The organism is Acinetobacter tandoii, from assembly GCF_008867985.1.
GTDB classification, from domain to species: domain Bacteria; phylum Pseudomonadota; class Gammaproteobacteria; order Pseudomonadales; family Moraxellaceae; genus Acinetobacter; species Acinetobacter tandoii.
This window is the reverse complement of sequence record NZ_VXLD01000004.1, coordinates 278,982-301,197: the sequence shown is the minus strand read 5'-3', so window position 1 is coordinate 301,197 and position 22,216 is coordinate 278,982. Positions and strand designations below refer to the sequence as shown.

Genomic DNA, 22,216 nt, shown 5'->3' with positions numbered 1-22,216 from the left:
AAAGCGAGGATTTTTATTCATCAAATTAGTGGATTAAACACGTTCGATAATTGTCGCGATACCTTGACCCAAACCGATACACATGGTCGCAAGACCAATTTGCGTATCTTGCTGTTCCATCACGTTTAACAATGTTGTTGTAATACGCGCACCAGAACAACCCAATGGGTGACCTAACGCAATCGCACCACCATTTAAGTTAATGATGTCTTGCTTGTCATACACACCTAAGCCTTTCATGACTGATAAGCCTTGAGCCGCAAATGCTTCGTTTAACTCGATCGTTTGGATATCCGCCATCGTTAAACCAGCACGTTTAAGTGCTTTTTGCGTTGCAGGAACAGGACCGTAACCCATAATCGCAGCATCACAACCTGCAACTGCCATAGAGCGAATTACAGCACGTGGCTTAAGACCTAAAGCAAGGGCACGTTCAGCAGACATCAATAACATTGCAGATGCACCGTCAGACAAAGCTGAAGATGTTGCTGCTGTTACTGAACCACCTTTAGGATCGAAAACTGGTTTCAATGCTTTGAATGCTTCAAGGTTAGCATCTGGACGGATTACTTCGTCGATGTCGCACAGGATTTTAAAGCCATTGGCATCGTGACCTTCAACACCCACGATTTCGTTTTTGAAACGACCTTCTTGCGTTGCAGCCCAAGCGCGGCGATGAGATTCAACACCGAACGCGTCTTGTTCTTCACGCGAAATACCGTTCATACGACCTAACATTTCAGCGGTTAAGCCCATCATGTTAGATGCTTTTGCATAGTGTTTAGATGCTTCTGGGTTGAGGTCGATGCCGTGCATCATACCTACGTGACCCATGTGCTCTACACCGCCAATAATGAAGATATCACCTTGGTTGGTTGCAATCTGTGCAGCAGCAGTATGAAGTGCTTGCATAGATGAACCACAAAGACGGTTAACCGTTTGACCTGCTACAGTTTTTGGAAGGTCAGCCAATAAGCCGATGTTACGACCAATGTTCATCCCTTGTTCTAGAGTCTGGTTTACACAGCCCCAGATCAGGTCTTCAACTTCATTGGTGTCAAACTGGTTACGAGCAACGAGTGCACGAACCAATTCAGCCGATAAGCTGTCGGCACGTACATTGCGGAACATACCGTTTTTGGTTTTACCCATTGCTGAACGTACGCCATCAACGATGACAACGTCACGTGGATTTAAAGTAGCCATTCACGTTGCTCCTTAACCGTAGAATTTTTTGTTGTTAGCAGCCATGTCACGCAACATTTGTGGCGCTTCATAAGCCTTACCTAAGTGTGCATATTTGTCGCAAAGTGCAACGTATTCAGCAACACCTGTTTGGTCGATGTAACGGCATGGACCACCACGGAATGGAGGGAAACCTACACCCATAATCATCGCCATATCTGCTTCAGACGCAGTCGCTACGATGTTGTCTTCTAGGCAACGAACAGTTTCGTTACAGAATGCAAGCATCATACGGTCAATGATTTCTTGAGCATCAAATTCATGTTTTTCCGCAGTCGCAACAGAAGCAACCAGCTCGTATGCAGTTGGATCAACCACTTTGGCTTTTTTGCCTTTCTTGTCGAGTTCGTATTTATAGAAACCAACATCGTTCTTTTGACCAAGACGTTTGTTTTCGTACATGGTTAAAGTCGCGCCTTTGAAATCTGGCTTCATACGGTCTGGGAAACCTTCTGCCATGACTTCTGCACCGTGAACGCCCGTGTCGATACCGACCACGTCGATGAGGTAAGCAGGACCCATAGGCCAGCCGAATTTTTCCATCACTTTGTCGACTTGTTGGAAGTCCGCACCGTCTTTTAATAGAAGGTCAAATGCGCCGAAGTAAGGGAACAATACGCGGTTTACAAGGAAACCTGGACAGTCATTTACCACGATTGGTGTTTTACCCATTTTTTGAGCAAGTACGACAGTCGTTGCAATCGCTTCAGCAGAAGTCTTCTCACCACGAATCACTTCGACCAATGGCATCATGTGTACAGGGTTAAAGAAGTGCATCCCGACAAAGTTTTCAGGACGTTGCAGGTTTTCAGCCAAACGTGTGATTGAAATCGTAGATGTATTTGATGCGATGATCGTATTTTCACGAACATTTTTCTCGGTTTCAGCCAGTACGATACCCTTCACTTTAGGGTTTTCAGTTACCGCTTCAATCACGATATCGACTTCTTTAAACTCATCATAGCTTAAAGTAGGACGGATGCGTGCAAGAGTTTCACCCATTTGTGCAGGTTTCATCTTCTTACGTTCAACTTGTTTGGTCAGTAAGCCATTGGCTTCTTTCATACCCAAAGCAAGTTGCGGATTACCAATGTCCTTCATGATGATAGGTGTGCCTTTGCTTGCCGCTTGGTAAGCAATACCACCACCCATGATACCCGCGCCCAATACAGCCGCTTGGTTTACAGGATGTGCACCTTTTTCATATTTTTTCGAAGTTTTCTTCACCACTTGGTCATTGATGAATAGACCAATTAAAGCATTAGCTTGTGGTGTGATTGCTGCTTTGGCAAAGCCTTCAGCTTCCGCTTTCAATGCATCATTACGTGGAAGGCTTGCACCTGCTTGTAATGAGTCAAGAAGAAGTTTTGGCGCTGGGTATTGTGCTGGGTTTGCTTTTGCAAGAACCGCACCTTTCGCCGTGTTGAACGCCATCATTTGTTCAAGTTGGTTCAACTTGACTGGGTCAAGTTTTTCTTGACGTTTTGCTTTCCAGTCTAGACGGCCAGCAAGGGCTTGTTTTACCAAGTCAATTGCAGCTTCTTGAAGTTTGTCCGCAGCCACAACCGCATCTACAGCACCATCTTTTAGTGCAGCAGCAGGTTTCTTCGGCGCAGCCATCGCCATCCATTCAACCGCATTGTCGATACCAATCACGCGGCTTAAACGAACTGTACCACCGAAACCAGGGAAGATCCCAAGTTTGATTTCTGGTAAGCCAACTTGTGCTTGTTCAGACATGACACGGTAGTCACAGACTAAACACATTTCAAAACCACCGCCCAATGCCATACCATTGATTGCAGCAACTTTAGGAATATCTAAATCTTCAAAGCTGTTGAAGATGTCATGAACAGGCAGTGCCCAGTCGATAATCGCTTGTTCACCTTGCGCGAAGTTTTCACCAAATTCTGTGATGTCTGCACCAACGATGAATGTAGATTTACCCGAAGTAACGACCAAGCCTTTTACTGAGCTGTCTGCTTTTACAGCAGCAATGGCAGCTTTAAAATCTTCAATCGTTGCACGGTTAAATTTGTTGACCGACTCATCTTGTAAGTCAAAGCGGAATTCTGCAATTCCGTCCGAAAGCATTTGGACGGTAATGGCATTGCCAGCGTGGATCATGCCTGATCTCCTTTATTTTGGAGGACTTCTAAGTTGATGTTTTGAAGCGTGTTCGCTTGTTCTGCGCACGAAAATGCTTCGCTAATCTTACGATAACTATATCCAAAAAGAACATAACAAGTTGTATCAAGCCGTGACGCAATGGTCATCAATTTTAATTTCATTTACAGCAAAAATTATTGAAGTAAAAACCGTACTAAAAATTGTTCAATAAGATCCATCTGTTTTTTATAAAAAAAATGTACTGCTTATGCTTTTGTTGTACTTGATGGAGAATGAAAAATCACCATTCATCACTATGCAATTTGTGTCAAAAAAGTCAATTGAATTTTGGAAGTTTCCACTAATAATAAAGAAGACAACTTTATTTTATAGGACTTGATTATCTGTTAAGAAAAGTTAAAATTTGTGCGGGTTTTATTTTAACAACCATTCAAAAAAGAAAATATCATGACTTTAAAAAATAAACATTTGTTGCTGTTACCTTTAATCTCATTGTTGCTCAGTGCTTGTGGAGGGGGGAGCGATGGTGCTAGCAACTTCAAACCTGCACCAGAAGATACTGCTAATGGCACCAAATATTATCGCATCCAGTATTATTTTGATGATAAAGGTGATGCGTTCACTGTTTCCCATTTTGAATTGCAAAATAGAAAAATTGTCACCGCTGACAGTCGTCAGCCATTGAATCAATATATTGTGACTCAACAAGCAGTGTATGAGCCATCTCAGCGCTATCAAGCGGACATTGATGTGCATTCAATGTCACACTGGACTTTAAATTTAATAGCCGATTTGAAAACAGACTGGAAATTCGAAAAGGTCGCGTTAAGTGGAAAAAACATCTTTGATACAGTCATGCCAGGCTATCGCGACTTACGTTTTGACACTCAAAGTCCTTATGCCAATGCAAGAATCTTTTTAGCTTCACATGGTGCAGAAAAATTCCCACAAGGCAGTACCTGTTACCGTTTGATCTCCACGAAGAATAATCAAGCTTATTTTAGCTTTCAAACTGATCGTGCAGAAACACAAACTTTTGCTCAGGCGCTGGCACTAAATCAGTTGACCGCCAATTTGGCACAAAAAAATTGGCCTAAGCTGGGAATAGAACATGTTACGGGGCAATGGGCAACTCGCTTAAATTGGAGCGTTGTTATTAGCAGTGTGACGGGACAGGAAATTTCAGGTTTAAGCAAAGTGCAATTCAATGATCAGGTTTATGCTGCCAATTTGAATAGTGCCAGTGAATGGATAGCAAAGAATCAAATTCAGTTTGAACAAGACAGCATTGCCTATGGTGTTTATCAAGATAATCCTGAACAACTCAGAAGTTCTAAACTCACGATTGCCAATTTGGAACGAGGCTGTTTCATCTATAACCAAGTTGCAGCAGACAAATTGTCGACTTTAAACTTTATTCGATAATATGTTTTGCAGATTGCTTAGAGGGCAATCATCGGATATGGACATGAATTTTTGAATTAAATTTGATAGAATTTCGCCAAAATTAATGTCTAGCCCCATGGTCACGTTATAGGACGTGACCCTCAGAAGCAATGAAAAGAGTGCTGTATGATTAAGTGGATTATCTTGGCGATTTTTGTGATTTCTGCGTTATATATCCAAAATCGCGGTAAAGTGCGTCATTCTTTTTACCGTCAATTTTTTGACCATTCGACCTTATTGGCGCCCATCAACTTTTTAATGTACCTCTTTTCCAAGGTGCCTAATCAACCGTATATTGACACGCAATATTTTCATGATTTGAAAGTCTTGGATGAAAATTGGGAAATGATTCGAGATGAAGCCCAAGCATTATATGCACGTGGTGGCATTAAAGCCTCCAGCAGTTATGATGACCTTGGTTTTAACTCATTTTTCAAAACAGGTTGGAAGCGTTTTTATCTGAAATGGTATGACTCAGCGCATCCGTCCGCTGCCGAGCTATGCCCCAAAACCACTGAATTGTTAAAGACTTTACCCAGCATTAAAGCCGCAATGTTTACCGAGTTGGCACCTGACAGCCGTTTGGTAAGACACCGTGACCCTTATGCAGGTTCACTGCGTTATCATTTGGGCTTAATTACCCCGAATGATGACCGCTGTTTTATTGATGTTGATGGGCAACGTTATTCATGGCGTGACGGTGAAAGCGTTGTGTTCGATGAAACGTATATTCATTATGCCGAGAATAAAACGGAACAAAACCGCATTATTTTCTTTGCCGATGTTGAACGTCCCTTAAAGACGCGGTTGATGCAAAAGTTTAATCGCTGGTTTGGTAAAAATGTCATGACAGCTGCCAGTTCACCCAATGAAACAGGCGATCAAACAGGTGGTTTGAATAAGGTTTTTGGAACAGTTTATCAAGGGCGGTTAAAGGCCAAAGCCTTAAAGAAAACCAATCGCAAATTGTACTATTTCTTAAAATGGTTCCTAATGTTAGGTATTTTTTTCCTAATCTTTGTGCGTCCTTACGTATTCTAAGCCTTGCTAAACTAGAACGTCCTGCGGGACGTTTTTTTAGGTCTGAAAGTCGTGCGCACTTGCTCTTACAGTTTGCTATTTTTTGTGTAAGATAAGAGCAAATGGGGGAGAATATGCAAAAATTTCGTTCAAAAAAAGATTGGTGGATTCTCGGTTTCATTATTGCCATGACGGGCTTATTGCTTCAATTGTTATTGACCATGTATGCCAAAGGAAACATGGTGCAATATCCAGTGCATACTTTCATTTATGTGCTGACCATAGTGGTGTTGTGGTGGCCTGTATGGAGCACACAATATCGGATTGAAGCAGAGCAATTGGTCATTACCAGTATGTTTTTGACTTGGAAAATTCCCTTGTCTGCTATCCAGAAAATTAGTCCTAGCAGTAATTCAGTTTCTTCACCTGCACTTTCTTTGGATCGTTTGCGAATTGATTATCAAAAACAGGGTAAAGCCAAATTCATTCTAATTTCACCTAAAGATAAGCAGGCTTTTACGCTAGCTTTACAACAGGCACAGCAGTCGATCAGTTAATCGGTCTCTGATTGAATCGTATAAAAGCCCGCTCTCATCAGTTAGACAGCGGGCTTTTTTAGCATTTAAAAACCTTCAAGCACCAATTTACCTTGAGTCTGCTCTGATTCAATTGCATGGTGGGCTTGACGGATATTCTCCGCATTGATACTGCCCACGACCTGATTGAGGGTGGTTTTAATTTTCCCTGTTTCAATCAGTTGTGCGACCTGTTGCAGAAGATGGGATTGTGCTGTCATGTCAGGCGTTTGGAACATCGAGCGGGTAAACATAAACTCCCAATGTACTGAAATTGATTTACGTTTAAACAGATTAATATCTAACTGTTCAGGATCATCAATTAGACCAAACTGACCTTGTGGCGCAATCAGTTCAGCAATCTGGCCAAGATAACTGCCTGTGTGCGTGGTGGAAAATACGTAACGTGGTGCCGTTATATTTTGTACCTGTAGTTGCTCAACCAAGGATTGACGATGGTCAAGTACAATGTCCGCACCCAACTGTTTCACCCATGCCTGTGTTTCTGCGCGAGATGCCGTGGCAATCACTTGCAATTGGGTTTTGGCTTTGAGCAGTTGAATGGCCATGGAGCCGACACCTCCTGCACCACCAATAATCAAAATGGATTCATGAGGGTGATCATGCTGTTGCACTTGTAGACGGTCGAACAACATTTCCCAAGCAGTAATCGCTGTGAGTGGTAATGCCGCCGCTTCAGCAAAAGATAGATTTTGCGGTTTTAAACTGATAATCCGTTCGTCGACCACATGAAATTCCGCATTGGTGCCCGCTTTGGTTAAGTCGCCTGCATACCAGACCTGATCGCCCACTTTAAAGTGTTCTACATCTGGACCAACGTCGATCACTTCACCTACGGCATCCCAACCCAAAATTTTATATTGTCCCTGTTCGGGTGAAACGCGGGTGCGGATTTTACAATCGACGGGATTCACCGAAACAGCTTTGACTGCCACCAAGACTTCGCGGTTTTTTGGGATTGGGGTTGGAAGTTCAATATCTTGTAATTGTTCGGCCGTACCAGCTTGTAAATATCCAACAGCTTTCATATTTTTAATCTCAAATTGGGTTTATGATTAAAATCTTAGCGTAGTTTTAAATTAAGTATATACGGTTAAATTCTACATATAGTGTAGAAAAGGATACTATTGAAATGAGTAAAGCAAAGCACTCTCGCTTTAATTGCAGTCCAGGCTGTGCGGTTGAGGCTGCAATCGGTATTTTAGATGGCAAGTGGAAAAGTATCATTCTATGGCATTTGTTGACCGAGCATACCTTGCGTTTTGGTGAAATTCGTAAACGGATTCCTAATGTCACCCAACGCATGCTGACCAATCAACTGCGTGAGCTAGAAGAGGATGGAATTATTCATCGTGAGGTTTATCCGCAAGTTCCACCAAAGGTGGAATATAGTTTGACACCTTTGGGTATGAGCTTACGTGAGATTTTATTGGCGCTAAAAGCTTGGGGAGATGAGCACATGGATTTGTATGGACAAGTGATGCCACAATCTCAAGCTATAGAGCCAACTTGAGATTTTTACTTTAAGCCCACTGTATCGCTCTAAAATCATCAGAATAAGATTGTCGATCAAACGATTTGATTGACTGGCTTGAAAAAGCCCCTTTGCACATCCACATCATTGAATAACTTTCCAAGGTTTTAACGCACTGTGAACGAAAACGCCCGCGAACATATCGAAAAGATTCTGGCCAATATGACCACCTTGCCCGGTGTTTATCGGATGTTGGGTAAAGAGGGCGAGTTACTGTATGTGGGCAAAGCCAAAAATCTGAAAAATCGGGTGTCGAGTTATTTTGTGAAAACCATTGAGCATCCTAAAACTCAGGCGCTGGTGGCACGGATTTATGATATTGAAACTTTGGTGGTTCGTTCTGAAACCGAAGCATTACTGCTTGAGCAAAACCTGATTAAACTGCATCGTCCGCCGTACAATATTATGCTGCGCGATGATAAATCGTATGTCTATATCTTCATTTCGGCAGACAAACCTTATCCGCGCATTGCCAGTGGACGCGGGAAAGGGAAACATCAAATCGGCAAGTTTTTTGGACCTTATCCCAGTGCATATAATGCACGTGATACGCTGTTGGTGCTTCAGAAACTGTTCAATGTTCGGCAGTGTGAAAATAGCTATTTTTCGCAGCGTAAGCGTCCATGTTTGCAATATCAGATTAAGCGCTGTTCTGCCCCTTGTGTCGGCTTGATCAGTCCTGAGGATTATCAGGAAGATGTCAATAATTCTATCCGCTTTTTAAAGGGCGATACCAAAGAATTGAATCAGGAATTGATTCAGAAAATGGAAGCTGCGGCTGAAGCTTTGGAGTTTGAGAAAGCAGTATTCTATCGTGATCGTATGGCCTTATTACGTGACGTACAGGCGCAGCAAGCCATTTATAAAATTAAGGGCGAAGCCGATATTTTGGCAATTGCCTATCAGGCGGGCGTGACCTGCGTGCAAATTATGCATGTCCGTAATGGCAAAATGCTAGGCGGAAAAGCTTATTTCCCCGATATGTTAGGCGATGATCTGGGTGAAATGCTGTCAGACTTTATGGCCAACTTCTATTTTCAGGTGGCGGATGAAGTGCCGAATGAATTGATTGTGAATGTCGAAATTCCCAATCGAAAAGAATTGGAACAGGCTTTACAGCAGCATTTTGAACAAAAAATCCAGATTAAACATAATGTACGTGAAACGCGTGCAGAATGGTTAGAGTTGGCACAGATGAATGTGCAACACGCCATTAAAGGCAAATTGGCCAATCATTTAGAACTCAATGAGCGTTTTCATCAACTCGAGCAGGTGGTCGGGCGTCCTGTTGATCGGATTGAATGTTTTGATATTTCCCATACCATGGGTGAAGCTACGGTTGCTTCTTGCGTCGTGTTTGATGCAGGAGGCGCGCGAAAACGCGATTATCGTCAGTTCTCGATTCAGGATATTACCGAAGGCGATGATTATGCAGCGATGCGCCAAGCACTAACTCGCCGTTATAAAAAAGCCATGCTACCTGATTTATTACTCATTGATGGGGGGAAAGGGCAACTTCACATGGCGATGGATGTCATGCAAGAGCTTGGACTGGATGCTTTTATGGTGGGGGTATCGAAAGGTGAGGGGCGTAAACCTGGGCTAGAAACCTTGCATTTTACCGATGGCACTAAAATCCAATTGCCTGAAGATCACAAGGCTTTACATTTGATTCAGCAAGTACGTGATGAAGCACACCGTTTCGCTATTACCAAGCATCGTGCCAAACGTGATAAAAAACGAGGCTCTTCGATTTTAGAAGTGATTCCAGGGCTAGGACCAAAACGCCGTCGTGATTTACTCACGCATTTTGGGGGGATTCAAGGGGTACTGAAAGCTTCGGAAAATGAGCTCATGCTTGTGCCCGGTTTGGGTGAAGTCATGGCGCGCACCATTTATAAAATTCTACATGAATAACGATCCGTAAATAGCCAAAATGCTCAGTGACGCGTGAGTCATATGACATTCACAAATGCAGATACATGGTGAACAATATTTTTCAAAGGATAAAATAAGAGACAGGCATGACACTGTTAGCTGTGTATCAAGCACTTGAGCAGAATGAATGGATTGAAATACCGACAGGCTGGTTACAGGGGCGAACTATTTACGGTGGTATGGTTGCAGGTCTGATGATGCAAAAGGCGTTGCTCAGTATTGCCGATCGTTCCAAGCGATTATTGAGTACCAGTGTCACTTTTGTTGGACCAGTTCAACAGGGCTCGGCACGACTGACCGCCGAGATTTTACGTCAGGGTAAGTCTGTGACCACTATTGAGGTACGTTTATGGCAAGATGATGCCGTACAAAGTATTTTAATTGCCAGCTTTGGTGCTGCTCGATCTTCTGAAATTCAAGTGCGCCAAGAACGCACCGCACCAAATTATATCGCTCCTCAACAATTACAAAGCATGCAATTCAATACTCAATTTCCGCAATGTTATCAGCAGTTTGATGTGCGTTGGGCTGAAGGTGAAACACCATGTACTGGCAGTGCACAAAGTGACTTTGGTGGCTGGTGTCGGTTTCATCCCGAAAAGCATAGCGATCGGCCTTTTGAGGTTGCCGATTTAATGACGCTTTTTGATATTTGGCCACCGGGGGTTTTACCGCTCTTTAAGACATTTGCACCCGCCAGCTCTTTAACCTGGCATGTGACTTATGTAAATCCATTACAGCAAAATTTGCATGATTGGTTTAAATATAAAGTATTTACGGACTACGCTGCGGAAGGCTATGCCACAGAATATGCACATTTATGGGATGCAGAAAATCGCTTAATTGCGATTTCCAGACAGACAGTTACCGTGTTTGCCTAGTGACACTCTATCTCAATTCGTATAAAGTGGCGCTAAATACGATGAGTTAGATGTGGTCGTTTGAACCATAGCATCATCGCTCACAAAGGGGAAAAGTTGGCGGTGTCTATGACAGCAGGTCGAATCCTGAACATTCCAAATATCTTGACCTTGGCGCGTATCGCCTTGATTCCTGTATTTTTATTAATTGCCTATTGGCCACCTGCCATTGGCGTTGCAGGACATGATGGTGGCTTTACGCGGCATCTTATTTTGACTGCTATTTTTGTCCTTGCCGCAGTGACAGATTGGTTTGATGGCTATTTAGCGCGAACTTTAAATCAGACGTCTGCCTTTGGTCGTTTCCTTGATCCTGTTGCAGATAAATTGATGGTTGCAGCAGCATTAATTGTTTTGGTGCAATGGCAACCGTCCATTTCAATGGCTTTTGCAGCTATTGTGATTATTTCGCGTGAGATTACGGTGTCCGCATTAAGAGAGTGGATGGCGGAGCTTGGAGCGCGGACCAATGTGGCTGTTTCTACCGTGGGGAAATACAAAACCGCTTTTCAAATGATTGCAATTTCAGTATTTTTACTCAACTGGCAACCCTTAGAAACTTTGGCTTATTTGCTACTATATACAGCAGTCGTGCTGACTTTATGGTCGATGTTCATTTATTTAAAAGCAGCATGGCCGTATTTAAAGCAGCCTTAATAGGCCCTGTTCAAAAAACTCCAAATATGGAGTTTTTTTATGTCTGTAAATTGAAAACTGCAAGCCAAAATGCTCCATATATTAAAAAGCCCAAGACATTGCTTGAGCTTTTTAATACTGAGGAGAATAGCGCATGCAATACATCATGGAAATATAAAGCTGCTGAAGAACTATAATCATATTATGAGAATATATTGGCTTTATCAACCAGAAAAGCTAAATTGCTTTGTTCAATTCTTGTATACGTGACACAACTTACAATTCAGACGTGGTCTGAGTCGATAAAGCCATAAATTGTTGTTCAATCAAGGCTGCATTGCTATGTAAGACTTCAATCAGTTTGTCCAAGTTCACAAATTCAAAACGTTTTCTAGAGCCGAGTACAGTCAACGCCAATGGCGGTTCTTTACTGGAAAATTTAATCGGAACCGACAGTCCAGAGACATTGGGATCGACTTCGCCATTTGAAAAATAATAGCCTTGTTTTTTGATTTTTTTCATTTTATTCAGAAATTCTTGGTCATTCTGAGCAAATCCAACTTCCGCCAGTTGGGTCGAAAAACGTCGGTAATAATCTAAAATACCTTGCTTGGGTAAGTGTGAAATAATCGTTTTTGGAGAGGATCCGACATAGACTGGACGAGGGCAGCCTCGACCATAAGATAATAAGGTTACCCCTTTGGTGACTTCATGATGCAAGTCGATACAAGAATCATGATTTAAATGCGTTAAGAGGCAGCAAAATTCTGTCCGCTCAGCAATTTCTTTCATGAACGGAATACTGATTTGAATCAATGGATTAGATTTGTGCGAGATATAATCTAACACGGCAATTTTTGAGCCAAGCGTATAGTCGCCAGATGTACCACTTAGGCGCTGTAACAGTTCAGCAGAAACCAATTCTTTTAAATAGCGATAGCTGGTTGGTTTAGAAAGGCCAAGTTCTTCACTAATGATATCGACATTAATGATTGGGCGAGACACTGAAAACAGGTCTAAAACGGTGAGAATTTTACCAAAACTAGAAAGTGTCATAAGAAGCCACAACGTCAAAAAGAAAAAGACATTTAAAATGATGTTATAACAAATTGTTGTTGGTCATGCAGAGCTTTTGTAATAAAACAATAGCAGATTCTAAATTAAGAAACCGTCGATAATTTGATTAAATTTAACACCAATAATTTTATAAATATAAATCAAATTATCACAATAAGATATTTTGTTTGACTTTTATCGTAATTATTATGAAAATAACTCGATTGAACTTCTCACTGTAAATTTTGTTGTGCGAAATTTACGCTTGAATTGCAGCAGTGACGTTTTCCTAACGTCAAAACCTGCCCTCTTATTGCATGAATATCTTCTGTTACCGTAATTCAGCGGATAGGACAGCGTTTGCATATTAATATTGTCGACATTGGTGTGGCTTTGAAAAAGATGATCCTGTTCATTTCGTCTAAAGGATGGGGCGATGTTATTAATTAAGCCGATTTTGGCCTTTCGTCCAAGTCGCATGGATATGGTTTTTGCCGTTAAAACCTTTATTGCAATGCTATTGGCCCTTTTTATTGCATTCTCACTCGACCTGACCTATCCCATGTGGGCGGCAGGTACGGTGATTATTGTGGCTCATCCCTTTGCGGGTATGGTGTCGTCTAAGGCAGTTTACCGTATTTTGGGTACGCTGATTGGCGGGATTGTTGCGATTGTATTGACTCCCCAATTTATTGATCTTCCTATCTTTTTTACACTGGTTTTAGCAGGATGGGTGGGGCTGTGTCTGTATATCTCCTTATTGGATCGTACGCCACGTAGTTATGTCTTTATGTTGGCAGGTTATACCACGGTCATGGTGGTGTGCAGTTCAATTAATAGTATTAGTACCCATAGCGTGTTTGATATGGCTTTGGGGCGAATTTTAGAAATTTCGGTTGCTGTGTTATGTAGTGCAGTGGTGTCCAGCACTCTATTTCCCGCACATTTAGGGGCTTTGGTGCAAAAGCGGGTGCAAAAAACGTTGGATGATACCCGCCAAGTTTTCCGCAGCATTTTAACCGATCCAGAACACAGCCATCGCTATACTCAATTGTTGGCAGCCATTACCCGTGATACCTCAGATATTCATGGTTTGGCGGTACATTTAAGTTATGAACGTGGTGCCCTACAAGGGATGACCAAGTCACTACAAGAATTATTGCACCAAGTCAGCATGACTGTGGCTAATTTGGTGGCTATGTCTGAACGGGTTGCTCAGCTAGATCAAATCGATACTAATTATCGACAAGTTTTACCAGTGCTGCATGAGCATGTATTACAGTTTTTACGCACACAGCAACATGTGCAAGTTGATCAACTCAAACAACTACCAGAGAGCTTTGAGCAAGATTTTACTGCGTTATCAGAATTGGCCGTGGCTGAGCAACAGATTATTCTGCATGCTTTGAAAATGGACGTTCGCCATTTTGTAGAAAATGTAGTGACCATTAAATGTTTATGGGATTTGATTCAGCAAGGCGATAAGCGCATTCCAGAGCAGATTGTCACTTTAACTACTTCGTACCCAAGTTTGCATCGAGACCATGGTATGGCTGTTCGCAGTGCTGTCGCCGCTGTGATTGCGACGACGATTGCATTTTTGCTCTGGATTTATAGTGGTTGGCATGCGGGCTATATGATGGCGCAGTTGACCGCAGTTACGGTATGTATTTTGTCAGGCTTAGACAACCCTGTACCTGCGTTGCGCTTGTTTATTCGTGGTTCAGTCTATGCGGCAATCATTACCATGTTCTATGCCTTTGTGATTATGCCCGAAGTACATGAATTCTGGCAGTTGGCATTTGTACTGGCGCCGTTATCGTTGTACTTGCTGAGTATGTTGCCGAATCCGCCTTTAATGGGTTTGGCATTGCCAATGTTGATTAACTTCATCATGAGTTTAAATTTGCAAAATCGTTATAGCACCGATGCCGTTTTACTCATTGATACCGCTTTAGCAGGGGTCATGGGGCCAATTATCTCAATTTTTGCTATTTATTTTATTCGAGCCATGTCGCCAGAAACCAGTGCTAGTCGAATTTTGACTTTGCATTACCGAGCCATGCGTGAGGCTTTGTTTATTCCTTATGGGGTTCAGTTCCGGATCCATTTACGCAGTATGCTTGATCGTATTGGGGTGTTGAATACCAAATTGGTTCAATCTGAGCAGCTTAAGCAGGCTATGAATTTAGCATTGATTGAAACCAGTGCAGTCATCAATCTGAGTCGGTTGGCTGAATTTATCCAGAACCCGAACGTCAGTGTGAGCTTACAGCAGGCTTTTATTGCCTTACAACACAGTTTAGAACAAGCCTTTTTGGTGCAAGAAAAGCAACAGATTTTACCTGAAGGCTTAAAGCAGCAGGTTTTTGCCGAGTTGCAGCATGTAGAGCAGTGCTTAGCAGCCGAACCGAATGCGGATTTTTGTATGCGGGTAAAAATGAATATCAATAATATCCGCAGCAGTATTTTCCATGAGCCACCCTCAGCGGAAATGATACATGCGACAGAGACAGGAGCTTGAAATGGGCGAGTTAAATGCGTATGGAATTTATATTCCTGTTTTCTTGATTCAAGCAATTGTTGCATTTTTAGTCTTTAAAATGGTTTCAATCTTGACCAATCCATGGGCGGATAAAGGTTGGGTTGCATTACCGGGTATCTTCAATATCTGCCTCTATATCATTTTATTAATGGGCGTACATGAAGTGTTTTTACTGTTTTGGGGTATTTAGGCCATACAGATGAATGAATTAGAGAAGAGGAAACAGAAATGAATACCTTAGATATACGTAAAGTCATACGTCCTATTATCACTACTGTGATGTTATTGGCCGCAATCTACGTAGTGGTACATTTATGGAATTATTATAATTCAGCGCCTTGGACACGTGATGGTCGTGTTCGAGGGGATGTCATGCAAGTATCTTCGGATGTTTCTGGTTTAGTCATTCAGGTTTTGGTTCAAGATAACCAAACTGTTAAAAAAGGACAGGTACTGTTTAAAATCGATGTCGCACGTCAGGCACTGGATGTAGAGCAGGCAAAATCAGATTTAGCAAAAGCCCATGCAGGTTTGGCAGAAGCAGAAGCTGCATTAGCCCAAGCGAAAGCCAACGTGATTAAGTCTCAAGCCAATGCCAATTTGGCAGATAAAAATGCCAGTCGTTATGGCAATTTAATGGAGGGGGCAATTTCTAAACAAGAACAGGATCAAATGTTTGCAGCACGTGATCAATCACATGCCGAGCATGAACAAATGTTGGCAGCTATTGAACAGGCCAAAGCCAATATTGTGCAACAAAAAGCGTTAATTGAAGTTGCAAACAGCAATTTACATTTAGCACAACTCAATTTGACCCGTTCCGAGGTAGTTGCTCCCGCGGATGGAAGTTTATCTAACTTTAGTTTACAGGTGGGTAATTATGTTAAAACTGGCGATGCCGTTGCTGCCTTAGTCAATCGTCAGCAATTGTATGTGGTGGGCTATTTTGAAGAAACCAAATTGAACCATATTCAAATTGGAGATCCTGCAACGGTGCAGTTGATGGGTGATGATCAGAAAATTAAAGGTCATGTGCAGGGGATTGCTTCGGGAATTGAAGATCGTGAACGTTCGAGTAGCTCTACTTTGTTGGCAAATGTGAATCCAACCTTTACTTGGGTGCGTTTGGCCCAGCGCGTACCTGTGAAAATTGTGTTAGATGAAATGCCGAAAAACCAATTGGCATTTGTTGCGGGACGAACAGCCACTATTCATATCCAGACCAAGCAGTAATAAATATGGAAAAGGATTATAAAGTTCCTTTTCCAGATCAAGCTTTAAGGCTGTACACCTTCGGGGTGACGATACCAACTTTCAATCAGTAATGCGGCGGCAAGACTATCGGCAGAAAGTTTTTTTCCACGACCTTGTGCTTGATAATGATCGAGTTCATCGCGTGCTTCGCGGGTGGTTAGGCGCTCATCGACCATCAAGGTTTCGATATTAGTTTGATGGCGCAAACGACGAGCAAATTTGCGTGCACGGGTTGAAAGCTCCGATTCGCTATCATCCATATTCAAGGGTAAACCGACTAAAAATAAGTTCGGTTGATGCTGTTTGACCACTTTAAGTAAATTGTCCCAGTTGGGAATGCCATCTTTCATGGGGAACAAAGGCAATGGGTTGGCACTGGAAATGATAGATTGTCCTACTGCCATGCCCATCTTTTGTGTGCCAAAGTCAAATGCCATGATTAACTGCGACGGGGATAAATCAGGCATGACCAATCTCTGAAGATAACCAATTACGGTCGACGCCCATTTTTTTGTATGCTGCGTCCCAACGATCGCCATAAGGTAAGTTGAAGATTAGGTCCATATCGGCATCGCAAATCAGCCAATCGCCACGAGTAATTTCATCTTCCAGTTGATGTTTAGCCCAGCTGGCATAACCTAGAGCAATTTGATAACGTCCTACACCTTCGTTATGGGCAATCGCATCTAAAATATCTTTAGATGTAGTAATGCAGATATTTTCCCCGACGGCAATCGATGAATGCCAAGTCGGCTGTCCTGTATGCAACACAAAGCCTGCTTCTGGGCGTAACGGCCCCCCTTGTAAAACATCATGCGGATGTACATTATCTGCATCAATTTCTAGATCATTAAGTAATTCTTTTACAGAAATGCCAGAAGGTCGATTGATAATAATGCCTTGCGCACCTTCGTCATCATGTCGAGCCAAATAAATGACGGTATGAGCAAAAAACTCATCTTTCATTTCTGGCGGGGCAATCAGGCAACGATGCGTGAGATATTGTTTGGTCACCTAAGCATTTCTCCTTAAAAAGTCATTTATGTGAAGACAACAATCCATATGCTTTCAACTTACAAGACTTTGTGCTATTCACCAATCTTTTTTTACAGCTTTGACATTAAATTTATACGGGTTGAAATTTTAATTGTCTGAGTTGTTTTGCGTGCTGTAGCGTAGTTTCACTAATTTCTACACCACCTGTCATACGTGCCAATTCCAAAATTCGCTGCTGTTCTTCAAGTGAAATAATGGTACTGCTTGCAGGGTCGGTTTGCTGTTTTTTCACCAGTAAATGCTGATCTGACTGAGCTGCCACTTGCGCCTGATGGGTAATGCAGAGAATTTGTACATGTTGTGCTAAATCAGCCAGTAGACGACCCACAATTTCGGCAGTACCACCACTGATGCCTACGTCAATTTCGTCAAAGACCAAGACCTCGGCTTCGGTTTTTTCGGCATTCATCACTTGCATCACGAGGGCAATACGAGACAACTCACCACCCGAAGCCACACGCGCCAGAGGTTGTGCCGGAATGCCTTTATTGGCCGTAAATAAAAGCTGGATAAAGCTCAAACCATCGGCAGAAGCTTGTTCCAGCGGTTCAAACTTAAACTCAAAATGGGCTTCTGGCAGCGCCAGTTGCTTCACCTGTTCGGTCAATTGTTTGGCCAATGGCGTTGCGGCTGCACGTCGTATTTCATCTAAGTGTTGTGCTTTATTTAAAAAGTCCTGATGCGCCAGTTCGACTTGTTCGGCTAAAGTTTCAGGATCTTCTAGGGCATGCAACTGTGCTAACTCTACTTGCCAGCCTTGGTATTCCTGATTTAAAGCTTCTGGTTGGGTGCGATATTTACGGGCAAAACGATGAAAAACTTCAAGTTGAGCATTTAATTCTTCCATGCGTTCAGGGTCATAGCTCTGACGGTCAATAAACTGACGTAAATTTGCCGTTGCATCTTCCAATTCGCTTTGCGCATTCAGAATTGAGTTATGTATTTCTGCCAATTGTTCGCTGCGTCCCGCATGGGACTCTAAGCGACGAATGAGCACAGACAATTCCTGATTAATGTTTTGCTCAGCTTCATCTAAAGTATTTAAGGCATAACTACAATCTTGCATGATGTGTTCATGATGACTGAGACGATCGAACTCCTGTTCAATCTCTTTATATTGCAGTTGCACTACTTCTTCTAATTCTTCAAGCTGTAACTCAAGCGTTTCAATACGTTGCTTGCGGCTAGCTTGTGCATCGAGTGCAGCCTGATGCTGACGGATGGTTTGCTGCCAATTTGAATAGGCTTCTTTGACCTGTTGTGCAGGTTGCGCAAAATTACTGTAACGATCAAGCCAGTGCTTCGGATAAGGTGGCTCTAAAAGTTGTTGCTGACTATGCTGACTGTAGAGTTGAACTAAAAGTCGTCCTAATTCTTTAAGTTCGGACAAGCTACTTGGGCGGCCATTAATCCAAGCTTTGCTACGACCCGTTGCAAAAATGACACGTCTTAAATGAATTTCGCCTGTATCATCATCTAACTCATGTTGCTGTAACCAAGAGGCTTCAGGGCTATGCGGTTCATAGCTAAATACGGCGGTAATATCTGCTTTATCTGCACCATAGCGGACGTAATTGGTGTCTGTACGCTCGCCTAAGCTCGCCGAGAGCGCATCCAGTAATAAAGATTTTCCTGCGCCAGTTTCACCTGTAAGAACATTAAAACCTTGATCAATATCAATGGCTAAGTGATCAGCTAAGGCAAAATTGATGAGAGTTAAATGTGTCAGCATAAACGCGTCCAAGCTGCGAAAAGTTTGGTTTCTGTAAGATAGTCAAGTTTTTTAATTATCACAAGTTACAGACAATGCTGAAACTGTATTGGATGCTATATTAGCGTAAATTTTTCAATTGCATAGTAAAGATTTAAGACTAAAGCAATTTGAGTCTAAGACATCAATCAGATACACTTTTTCAGTTAAAATGGGGCTGTAAAAGTGTGACGCTAGGTTTTCTAGGAAAAATGCTGTTTACAGATAAACACCGATTGATTAGTTGCTATTGCCTATTTAAACTACATCAATCATTAAGATATTTATGCGCATCATCTGGAGAATACGCATGTCAGCTCAGTTTGATCATGTATCAGTTATCAAAAAATCGAACGTTTACTTTGGTGGGTTATGCATTAGCCATACCGTTCAATTTGAAGATGGAACAAAAAAAACCCTAGGCGTTATTCTTCCAACTGAACAAGCCTTAACGTTTGAAACACATGTGCCTGAGCGTATGGAAATTATTTCTGGTGAGTGCCGTGTAAAAATTGCGGATAGCGAAGAAAGTGAATTGTTCCGTGCAGGACAATCTTTTTATGTGCCAGGCAATAGCCGTTTTAAAATCGAAACAGATGAAGTCTTGGATTATGTTTGCCATTTAGAAGGCTAAGTCTAGGACGGATAAGCAAAGCTATTTTAACCAAAATCAGTTAAACTATGGCTTAAGTCAAAATCCTGTAAAGGCAACTTTGCAGGATTTTCTTTTTGTATTTTCTCCCTGTCTTTCTGCTTACTTGAGGTTGTTCATGGCAAAACCTGAATATTATTATGGGGTTCATTCAGTAGAGTCGCTCTTAGAATTGGAGCCTGAACGTGTTCTAACTTTGTTCACCTTAAAAGGTCGTGACGATCAGCGCCTACAGAAGATTCTGCAATTGGCTGAACCTTTTGGTATTAGCGTACAGAAAGCCAGCCGAGACAGTCTGGAAAAATTGGCAGGTCTGCCTTTCCATCAGGGAGTTGTGGCTGCCGTACGTCCGCATCCAACTTTAAATGAAAAAGATCTCGAAGCCTTACTTAAACAATCGCCAAATTGTTTATTGCTTGGTTTAGACCAAGTGACGGATCCACATAATCTGGGTGCATGTATCCGTACTGCAGCAGCAATGGGGGTGGAAGCCGTGATTGTGCCACGTGATCGTTCTGCAAGTCTGACCCCGACAGCGCGTAAAGTGGCTGCGGGTGGTGCAGAGAAGGTTAAATTTATCCAAGTGACCAATTTGGCACGAACTTTAGCGCAAATTAAAGATGAGTTTAATGTGCGTGTGGTGGGGACTATGCTTGATGAGAAAGCACTTCCATTACAACAGTTCGATTTTACTGGAACCGCGGTATGTGTGGTGATGGGTGCTGAAGATACAGGTCTACGCCCAATTACCCAGTCGCAATGTGATCAAACCGTGTATATTCCGATGGCGGGTAACTTGCAAAGTTTAAATGTGAGTGTCGCTACAGGTATGGCACTGTATGAAGCTTGTCGCCAACGTCAAAGCATTTAATTTATTTTTTATTGCTTCACATATTGTTATAAAGATGATGTCAAACCGCTCCCAAGGCTATTTGTTTGTTGCTATTACTATGTGCATTTGGGGCGGGTTTACTTTAACCTCGCGCCTAAGTGCACAATGGCATATCAGTGCGTGGGATATCACCACACTACGTTTTGCACTGGCGTTTTGCATTTTAATGCCGATTTTAATTTATAAAAAAGACACGGCATTTTTGTGGCATAAGCAACCTGTTATTTTAGCGCTCATTGGTGGTGTGGCATATTGCTTAACGTCATATAGCGCATTTCATTATGTCCCAGCGGCACATGCCGCGATTTTCTTGAATGGCTGTTTACCACTATGCACGGCGATTGCAGCCTATGTACTGTTTAAACATCCTTTTGATCGCCATACATGGTTGAGTTTAGCTATTATGCTGACCGCAATTGGCTCAATGTCTTATCTGATGTATCAGGAAACTGGGGTTGCTTTTGGTTTTGGTGACTTATTGTTTCTGTTGAGTGCGATGTGGTGGGGGATTTTTACGGTTCTATTGCGGCAATGGAAACTTTCCGCTTGGCATTCCATGGCGAGTGTCGCGATTTGGTCTGCTATCATCTATTTACCGATTTATTTATTATTTTTACCGAAACATCTGGATCAGCCTGAGCCTATGCATTTGGTATTGCAAACATTATTTCATGGCATTTTTGTGGTGATTGTTGCAACGCTGACTTATGTGGAGGCAATTAAACGCTTAGGTGCGTTCAAAGCAGGCAGTATCGTGACTTTAGCACCATTTATTGCGGCGATTTTGGCAGTTCCTTTGTTACATGAACCCTTAAGTTTGGCAATTATCTGTGGTTTGTTGGGTATGGGATTTGGAGCTTTGCAGCCGTGGCGCTGGTTGCGTAAAGACACCTTACAAGCGCAACTCGATCAACAAAAGAAGTCATCTTAAAGCGACTTCTTTTGCTCTGCTATACTTAAATATTTTTGATGTAAAGGTTCAAGATGTGCATAAAGATGGCTGAGATGACCATCATTGAGCACAATATCATGCGCTAACTGTTGTTTTTGCTTTCGAGGCATTTGTGCTTGAATAATCTGTCGGATCTGCTGAATACTTTGGCGATCTCTTTGGCTGGCGCGTTCAATCTGTAAGTCTTCTGATGCATCAATCAACAAGACACGATCAGTCAATTCATGCTGATTTGTCTCTAGCAGTAACGGAGAGACAAGAATCACATAAGGACTTGTGGCATCTTGCAGTTGCTGAATAATTGATTGTCGAATAGCTGGGTGGGTGATGCCTTCTAAAACTTTACGTGCATTGGCATGTTGAAAGATATGTTCACGTAAGGCTTTACGATTGAGTGCACCTGTTTTATCGAGTACCCAGTCACCAAAAGCGGCTTGAATGGCATGTAAGGCAGGCTGATCGGGTTCGACCACTTCACGCGCGACAATATCAGCATCGACCACTTGAATGCCTTGTGTTTCAAACCAATGGCTGGCAGCAGATTTCCCGCTACCAATTCCACCTGTAAGACCGAGAATGAATGGAGCTTGCATG

22 protein-coding genes are annotated in these 22,216 nt (G+C 42.3%); 14 read left to right on the top strand and 8 right to left on the bottom strand.

Annotation, left to right across the window (positions count from 1 at the left end; genetic code table 11):
- Positions 1-33 precede the first annotated feature (33 nt).
- Both fadA and fadB read right to left on the bottom strand, forming a co-directional pair.
- Positions 34-1,206: an acetyl-CoA C-acyltransferase FadA gene (gene fadA, locus F4W09_RS08985; RefSeq protein WP_016168423.1), complete on the bottom strand. Its 1,173-nt coding sequence runs from the start codon at positions 1,204-1,206 to the stop codon at positions 34-36.
- Between the two features lie 12 nt (positions 1,207-1,218).
- Positions 1,219-3,372 (bottom strand): fatty acid oxidation complex subunit alpha FadB, encoded by a 2,154-nt coding sequence (gene fadB, locus F4W09_RS08980; RefSeq protein WP_016168422.1) that lies wholly within the window; start codon positions 3,370-3,372, stop codon positions 1,219-1,221.
- 450 nt (positions 3,373-3,822) lie between these two features.
- Between fadB and F4W09_RS08975 the strand changes: the two genes are divergently transcribed.
- From F4W09_RS08975 to F4W09_RS08965, 3 genes are all read left to right on the top strand, one after another.
- A complete protein-coding gene (locus F4W09_RS08975) occupies positions 3,823-4,800 on the top strand; it encodes a hypothetical protein (protein ID WP_016168421.1) in 978 nt (325 codons plus the stop codon).
- A 147-nt stretch (positions 4,801-4,947) separates the two neighbouring features.
- The gene (gene lpxO, locus F4W09_RS08970) at positions 4,948-5,862 is read left to right on the top strand and encodes a lipid A hydroxylase LpxO (protein ID WP_016168420.1); all 915 of its coding nucleotides are present in this window, start codon (positions 4,948-4,950) and stop codon (positions 5,860-5,862) included.
- A gap of 113 nt (positions 5,863-5,975) precedes the next feature.
- On the top strand, positions 5,976-6,398 hold the full coding sequence (locus tag F4W09_RS08965) for a PH domain-containing protein (protein WP_016168419.1): 423 nt from the start codon (positions 5,976-5,978) through the stop codon (positions 6,396-6,398).
- 65 nt (positions 6,399-6,463) lie between these two features.
- Here F4W09_RS08965 and F4W09_RS08960 read toward each other — a convergent pair whose 3' ends face one another.
- A complete protein-coding gene (locus tag F4W09_RS08960) occupies positions 6,464-7,465 on the bottom strand; it encodes a zinc-binding alcohol dehydrogenase family protein (protein WP_151504573.1) in 1,002 nt (333 codons plus the stop codon).
- A gap of 104 nt (positions 7,466-7,569) precedes the next feature.
- On the opposite strand from F4W09_RS08960, the gene F4W09_RS08955 reads away from it, so the two are divergent.
- The 5 genes from F4W09_RS08955 to F4W09_RS08935 all read left to right on the top strand — a co-directional run bounded on the left by F4W09_RS08955 (position 7,570) and on the right by F4W09_RS08935 (position 11,662).
- The gene (locus tag F4W09_RS08955; protein ID WP_016168417.1) at positions 7,570-7,950 is read left to right on the top strand and encodes a winged helix-turn-helix transcriptional regulator; all 381 of its coding nucleotides are present in this window, start codon (positions 7,570-7,572) and stop codon (positions 7,948-7,950) included.
- A 138-nt stretch (positions 7,951-8,088) separates the two neighbouring features.
- The gene (uvrC, locus tag F4W09_RS08950) at positions 8,089-9,888 is read left to right on the top strand and encodes an excinuclease ABC subunit UvrC (RefSeq protein ID WP_016168416.1); all 1,800 of its coding nucleotides are present in this window, start codon (positions 8,089-8,091) and stop codon (positions 9,886-9,888) included.
- A gap of 107 nt (positions 9,889-9,995) precedes the next feature.
- Complete coding sequence (locus tag F4W09_RS08945) at positions 9,996-10,790, top strand: thioesterase family protein (protein WP_016168415.1); 795 nt, start codon at positions 9,996-9,998, stop codon at positions 10,788-10,790.
- A 108-nt stretch (positions 10,791-10,898) separates the two neighbouring features.
- Entirely contained in the window at positions 10,899-11,486 is a 588-nt protein-coding gene (gene pgsA / locus F4W09_RS08940) for a CDP-diacylglycerol--glycerol-3-phosphate 3-phosphatidyltransferase (RefSeq protein ID WP_016168414.1), read from the top strand.
- On the top strand, positions 11,462-11,662 hold the full coding sequence (locus F4W09_RS08935) for a hypothetical protein (protein WP_026440888.1): 201 nt from the start codon (positions 11,462-11,464) through the stop codon (positions 11,660-11,662). The genes pgsA and F4W09_RS08935 overlap by 25 nt, the downstream gene beginning before the upstream one ends.
- Before the next feature lie 79 nt (positions 11,663-11,741).
- Here F4W09_RS08935 and F4W09_RS08930 read toward each other — a convergent pair whose 3' ends face one another.
- Complete coding sequence (locus F4W09_RS08930; protein WP_016168412.1) at positions 11,742-12,521, bottom strand: IclR family transcriptional regulator; 780 nt, start codon at positions 12,519-12,521, stop codon at positions 11,742-11,744.
- A 436-nt stretch (positions 12,522-12,957) separates the two neighbouring features.
- Between F4W09_RS08930 and F4W09_RS08925 the strand changes: the two genes are divergently transcribed.
- From F4W09_RS08925 to F4W09_RS08915, 3 genes are read left to right on the top strand one after another with little or no spacing between them, the layout of a single operon-like run.
- On the top strand, positions 12,958-15,045 hold the full coding sequence (locus tag F4W09_RS08925; RefSeq protein ID WP_016168411.1) for an FUSC family protein: 2,088 nt from the start codon (positions 12,958-12,960) through the stop codon (positions 15,043-15,045).
- Between the two features lies 1 nt (position 15,046).
- Positions 15,047-15,256 carry a DUF1656 domain-containing protein gene (locus F4W09_RS08920; protein WP_016168410.1) on the top strand — a complete coding sequence of 70 codons (210 nt, stop codon included), beginning with the start codon at positions 15,047-15,049 and terminating at the stop codon, positions 15,254-15,256.
- A 38-nt stretch (positions 15,257-15,294) separates the two neighbouring features.
- Entirely contained in the window at positions 15,295-16,299 is a 1,005-nt protein-coding gene (locus F4W09_RS08915) for an HlyD family secretion protein (protein WP_016168409.1), read from the top strand.
- Positions 16,300-16,343: 44 nt separating this feature from the next.
- Here F4W09_RS08915 and ruvX read toward each other — a convergent pair whose 3' ends face one another.
- The 3 genes from ruvX to recN form a co-directional block, all read right to left on the bottom strand.
- Positions 16,344-16,787 (bottom strand): Holliday junction resolvase RuvX, encoded by a 444-nt coding sequence (gene ruvX, locus F4W09_RS08910; protein WP_016168408.1) that lies wholly within the window; start codon positions 16,785-16,787, stop codon positions 16,344-16,346.
- A complete protein-coding gene (locus tag F4W09_RS08905; RefSeq protein WP_016168407.1) occupies positions 16,780-17,334 on the bottom strand; it encodes a YqgE/AlgH family protein in 555 nt (184 codons plus the stop codon). The genes ruvX and F4W09_RS08905 overlap by 8 nt, the downstream gene beginning before the upstream one ends.
- A gap of 112 nt (positions 17,335-17,446) precedes the next feature.
- Entirely contained in the window at positions 17,447-19,108 is a 1,662-nt protein-coding gene (gene recN, locus F4W09_RS08900) for a DNA repair protein RecN (RefSeq protein WP_016168406.1), read from the bottom strand.
- Positions 19,109-19,436: 328 nt separating this feature from the next.
- On the opposite strand from recN, the gene ppnP reads away from it, so the two are divergent.
- The 3 genes from ppnP to F4W09_RS08885 all read left to right on the top strand — a co-directional run bounded on the left by ppnP (position 19,437) and on the right by F4W09_RS08885 (position 21,601).
- Positions 19,437-19,760, top strand: coding sequence for a pyrimidine/purine nucleoside phosphorylase (gene ppnP / locus F4W09_RS08895; protein WP_016168405.1), 324 nt, complete (start codon positions 19,437-19,439; stop codon positions 19,758-19,760).
- Between the two features lie 136 nt (positions 19,761-19,896).
- Positions 19,897-20,649: a 23S rRNA (guanosine(2251)-2'-O)-methyltransferase RlmB gene (gene rlmB, locus F4W09_RS08890; RefSeq protein WP_016168404.1), complete on the top strand. Its 753-nt coding sequence runs from the start codon at positions 19,897-19,899 to the stop codon at positions 20,647-20,649.
- 34 nt (positions 20,650-20,683) lie between these two features.
- Positions 20,684-21,601, top strand: a complete 918-nt coding sequence (locus F4W09_RS08885; RefSeq protein WP_026440889.1) for a DMT family transporter — start codon at positions 20,684-20,686, stop codon at positions 21,599-21,601.
- Here the strand turns inward: F4W09_RS08885 and coaE are convergent.
- Positions 21,598-22,215, bottom strand: coding sequence for a dephospho-CoA kinase (gene coaE, locus F4W09_RS08880; protein ID WP_016168402.1), 618 nt, complete (start codon positions 22,213-22,215; stop codon positions 21,598-21,600). The two genes, F4W09_RS08885 and coaE, sit on opposite strands and share 4 nt — an antisense overlap.
- Between the last annotated feature and the right edge of the window lies 1 nt (position 22,216).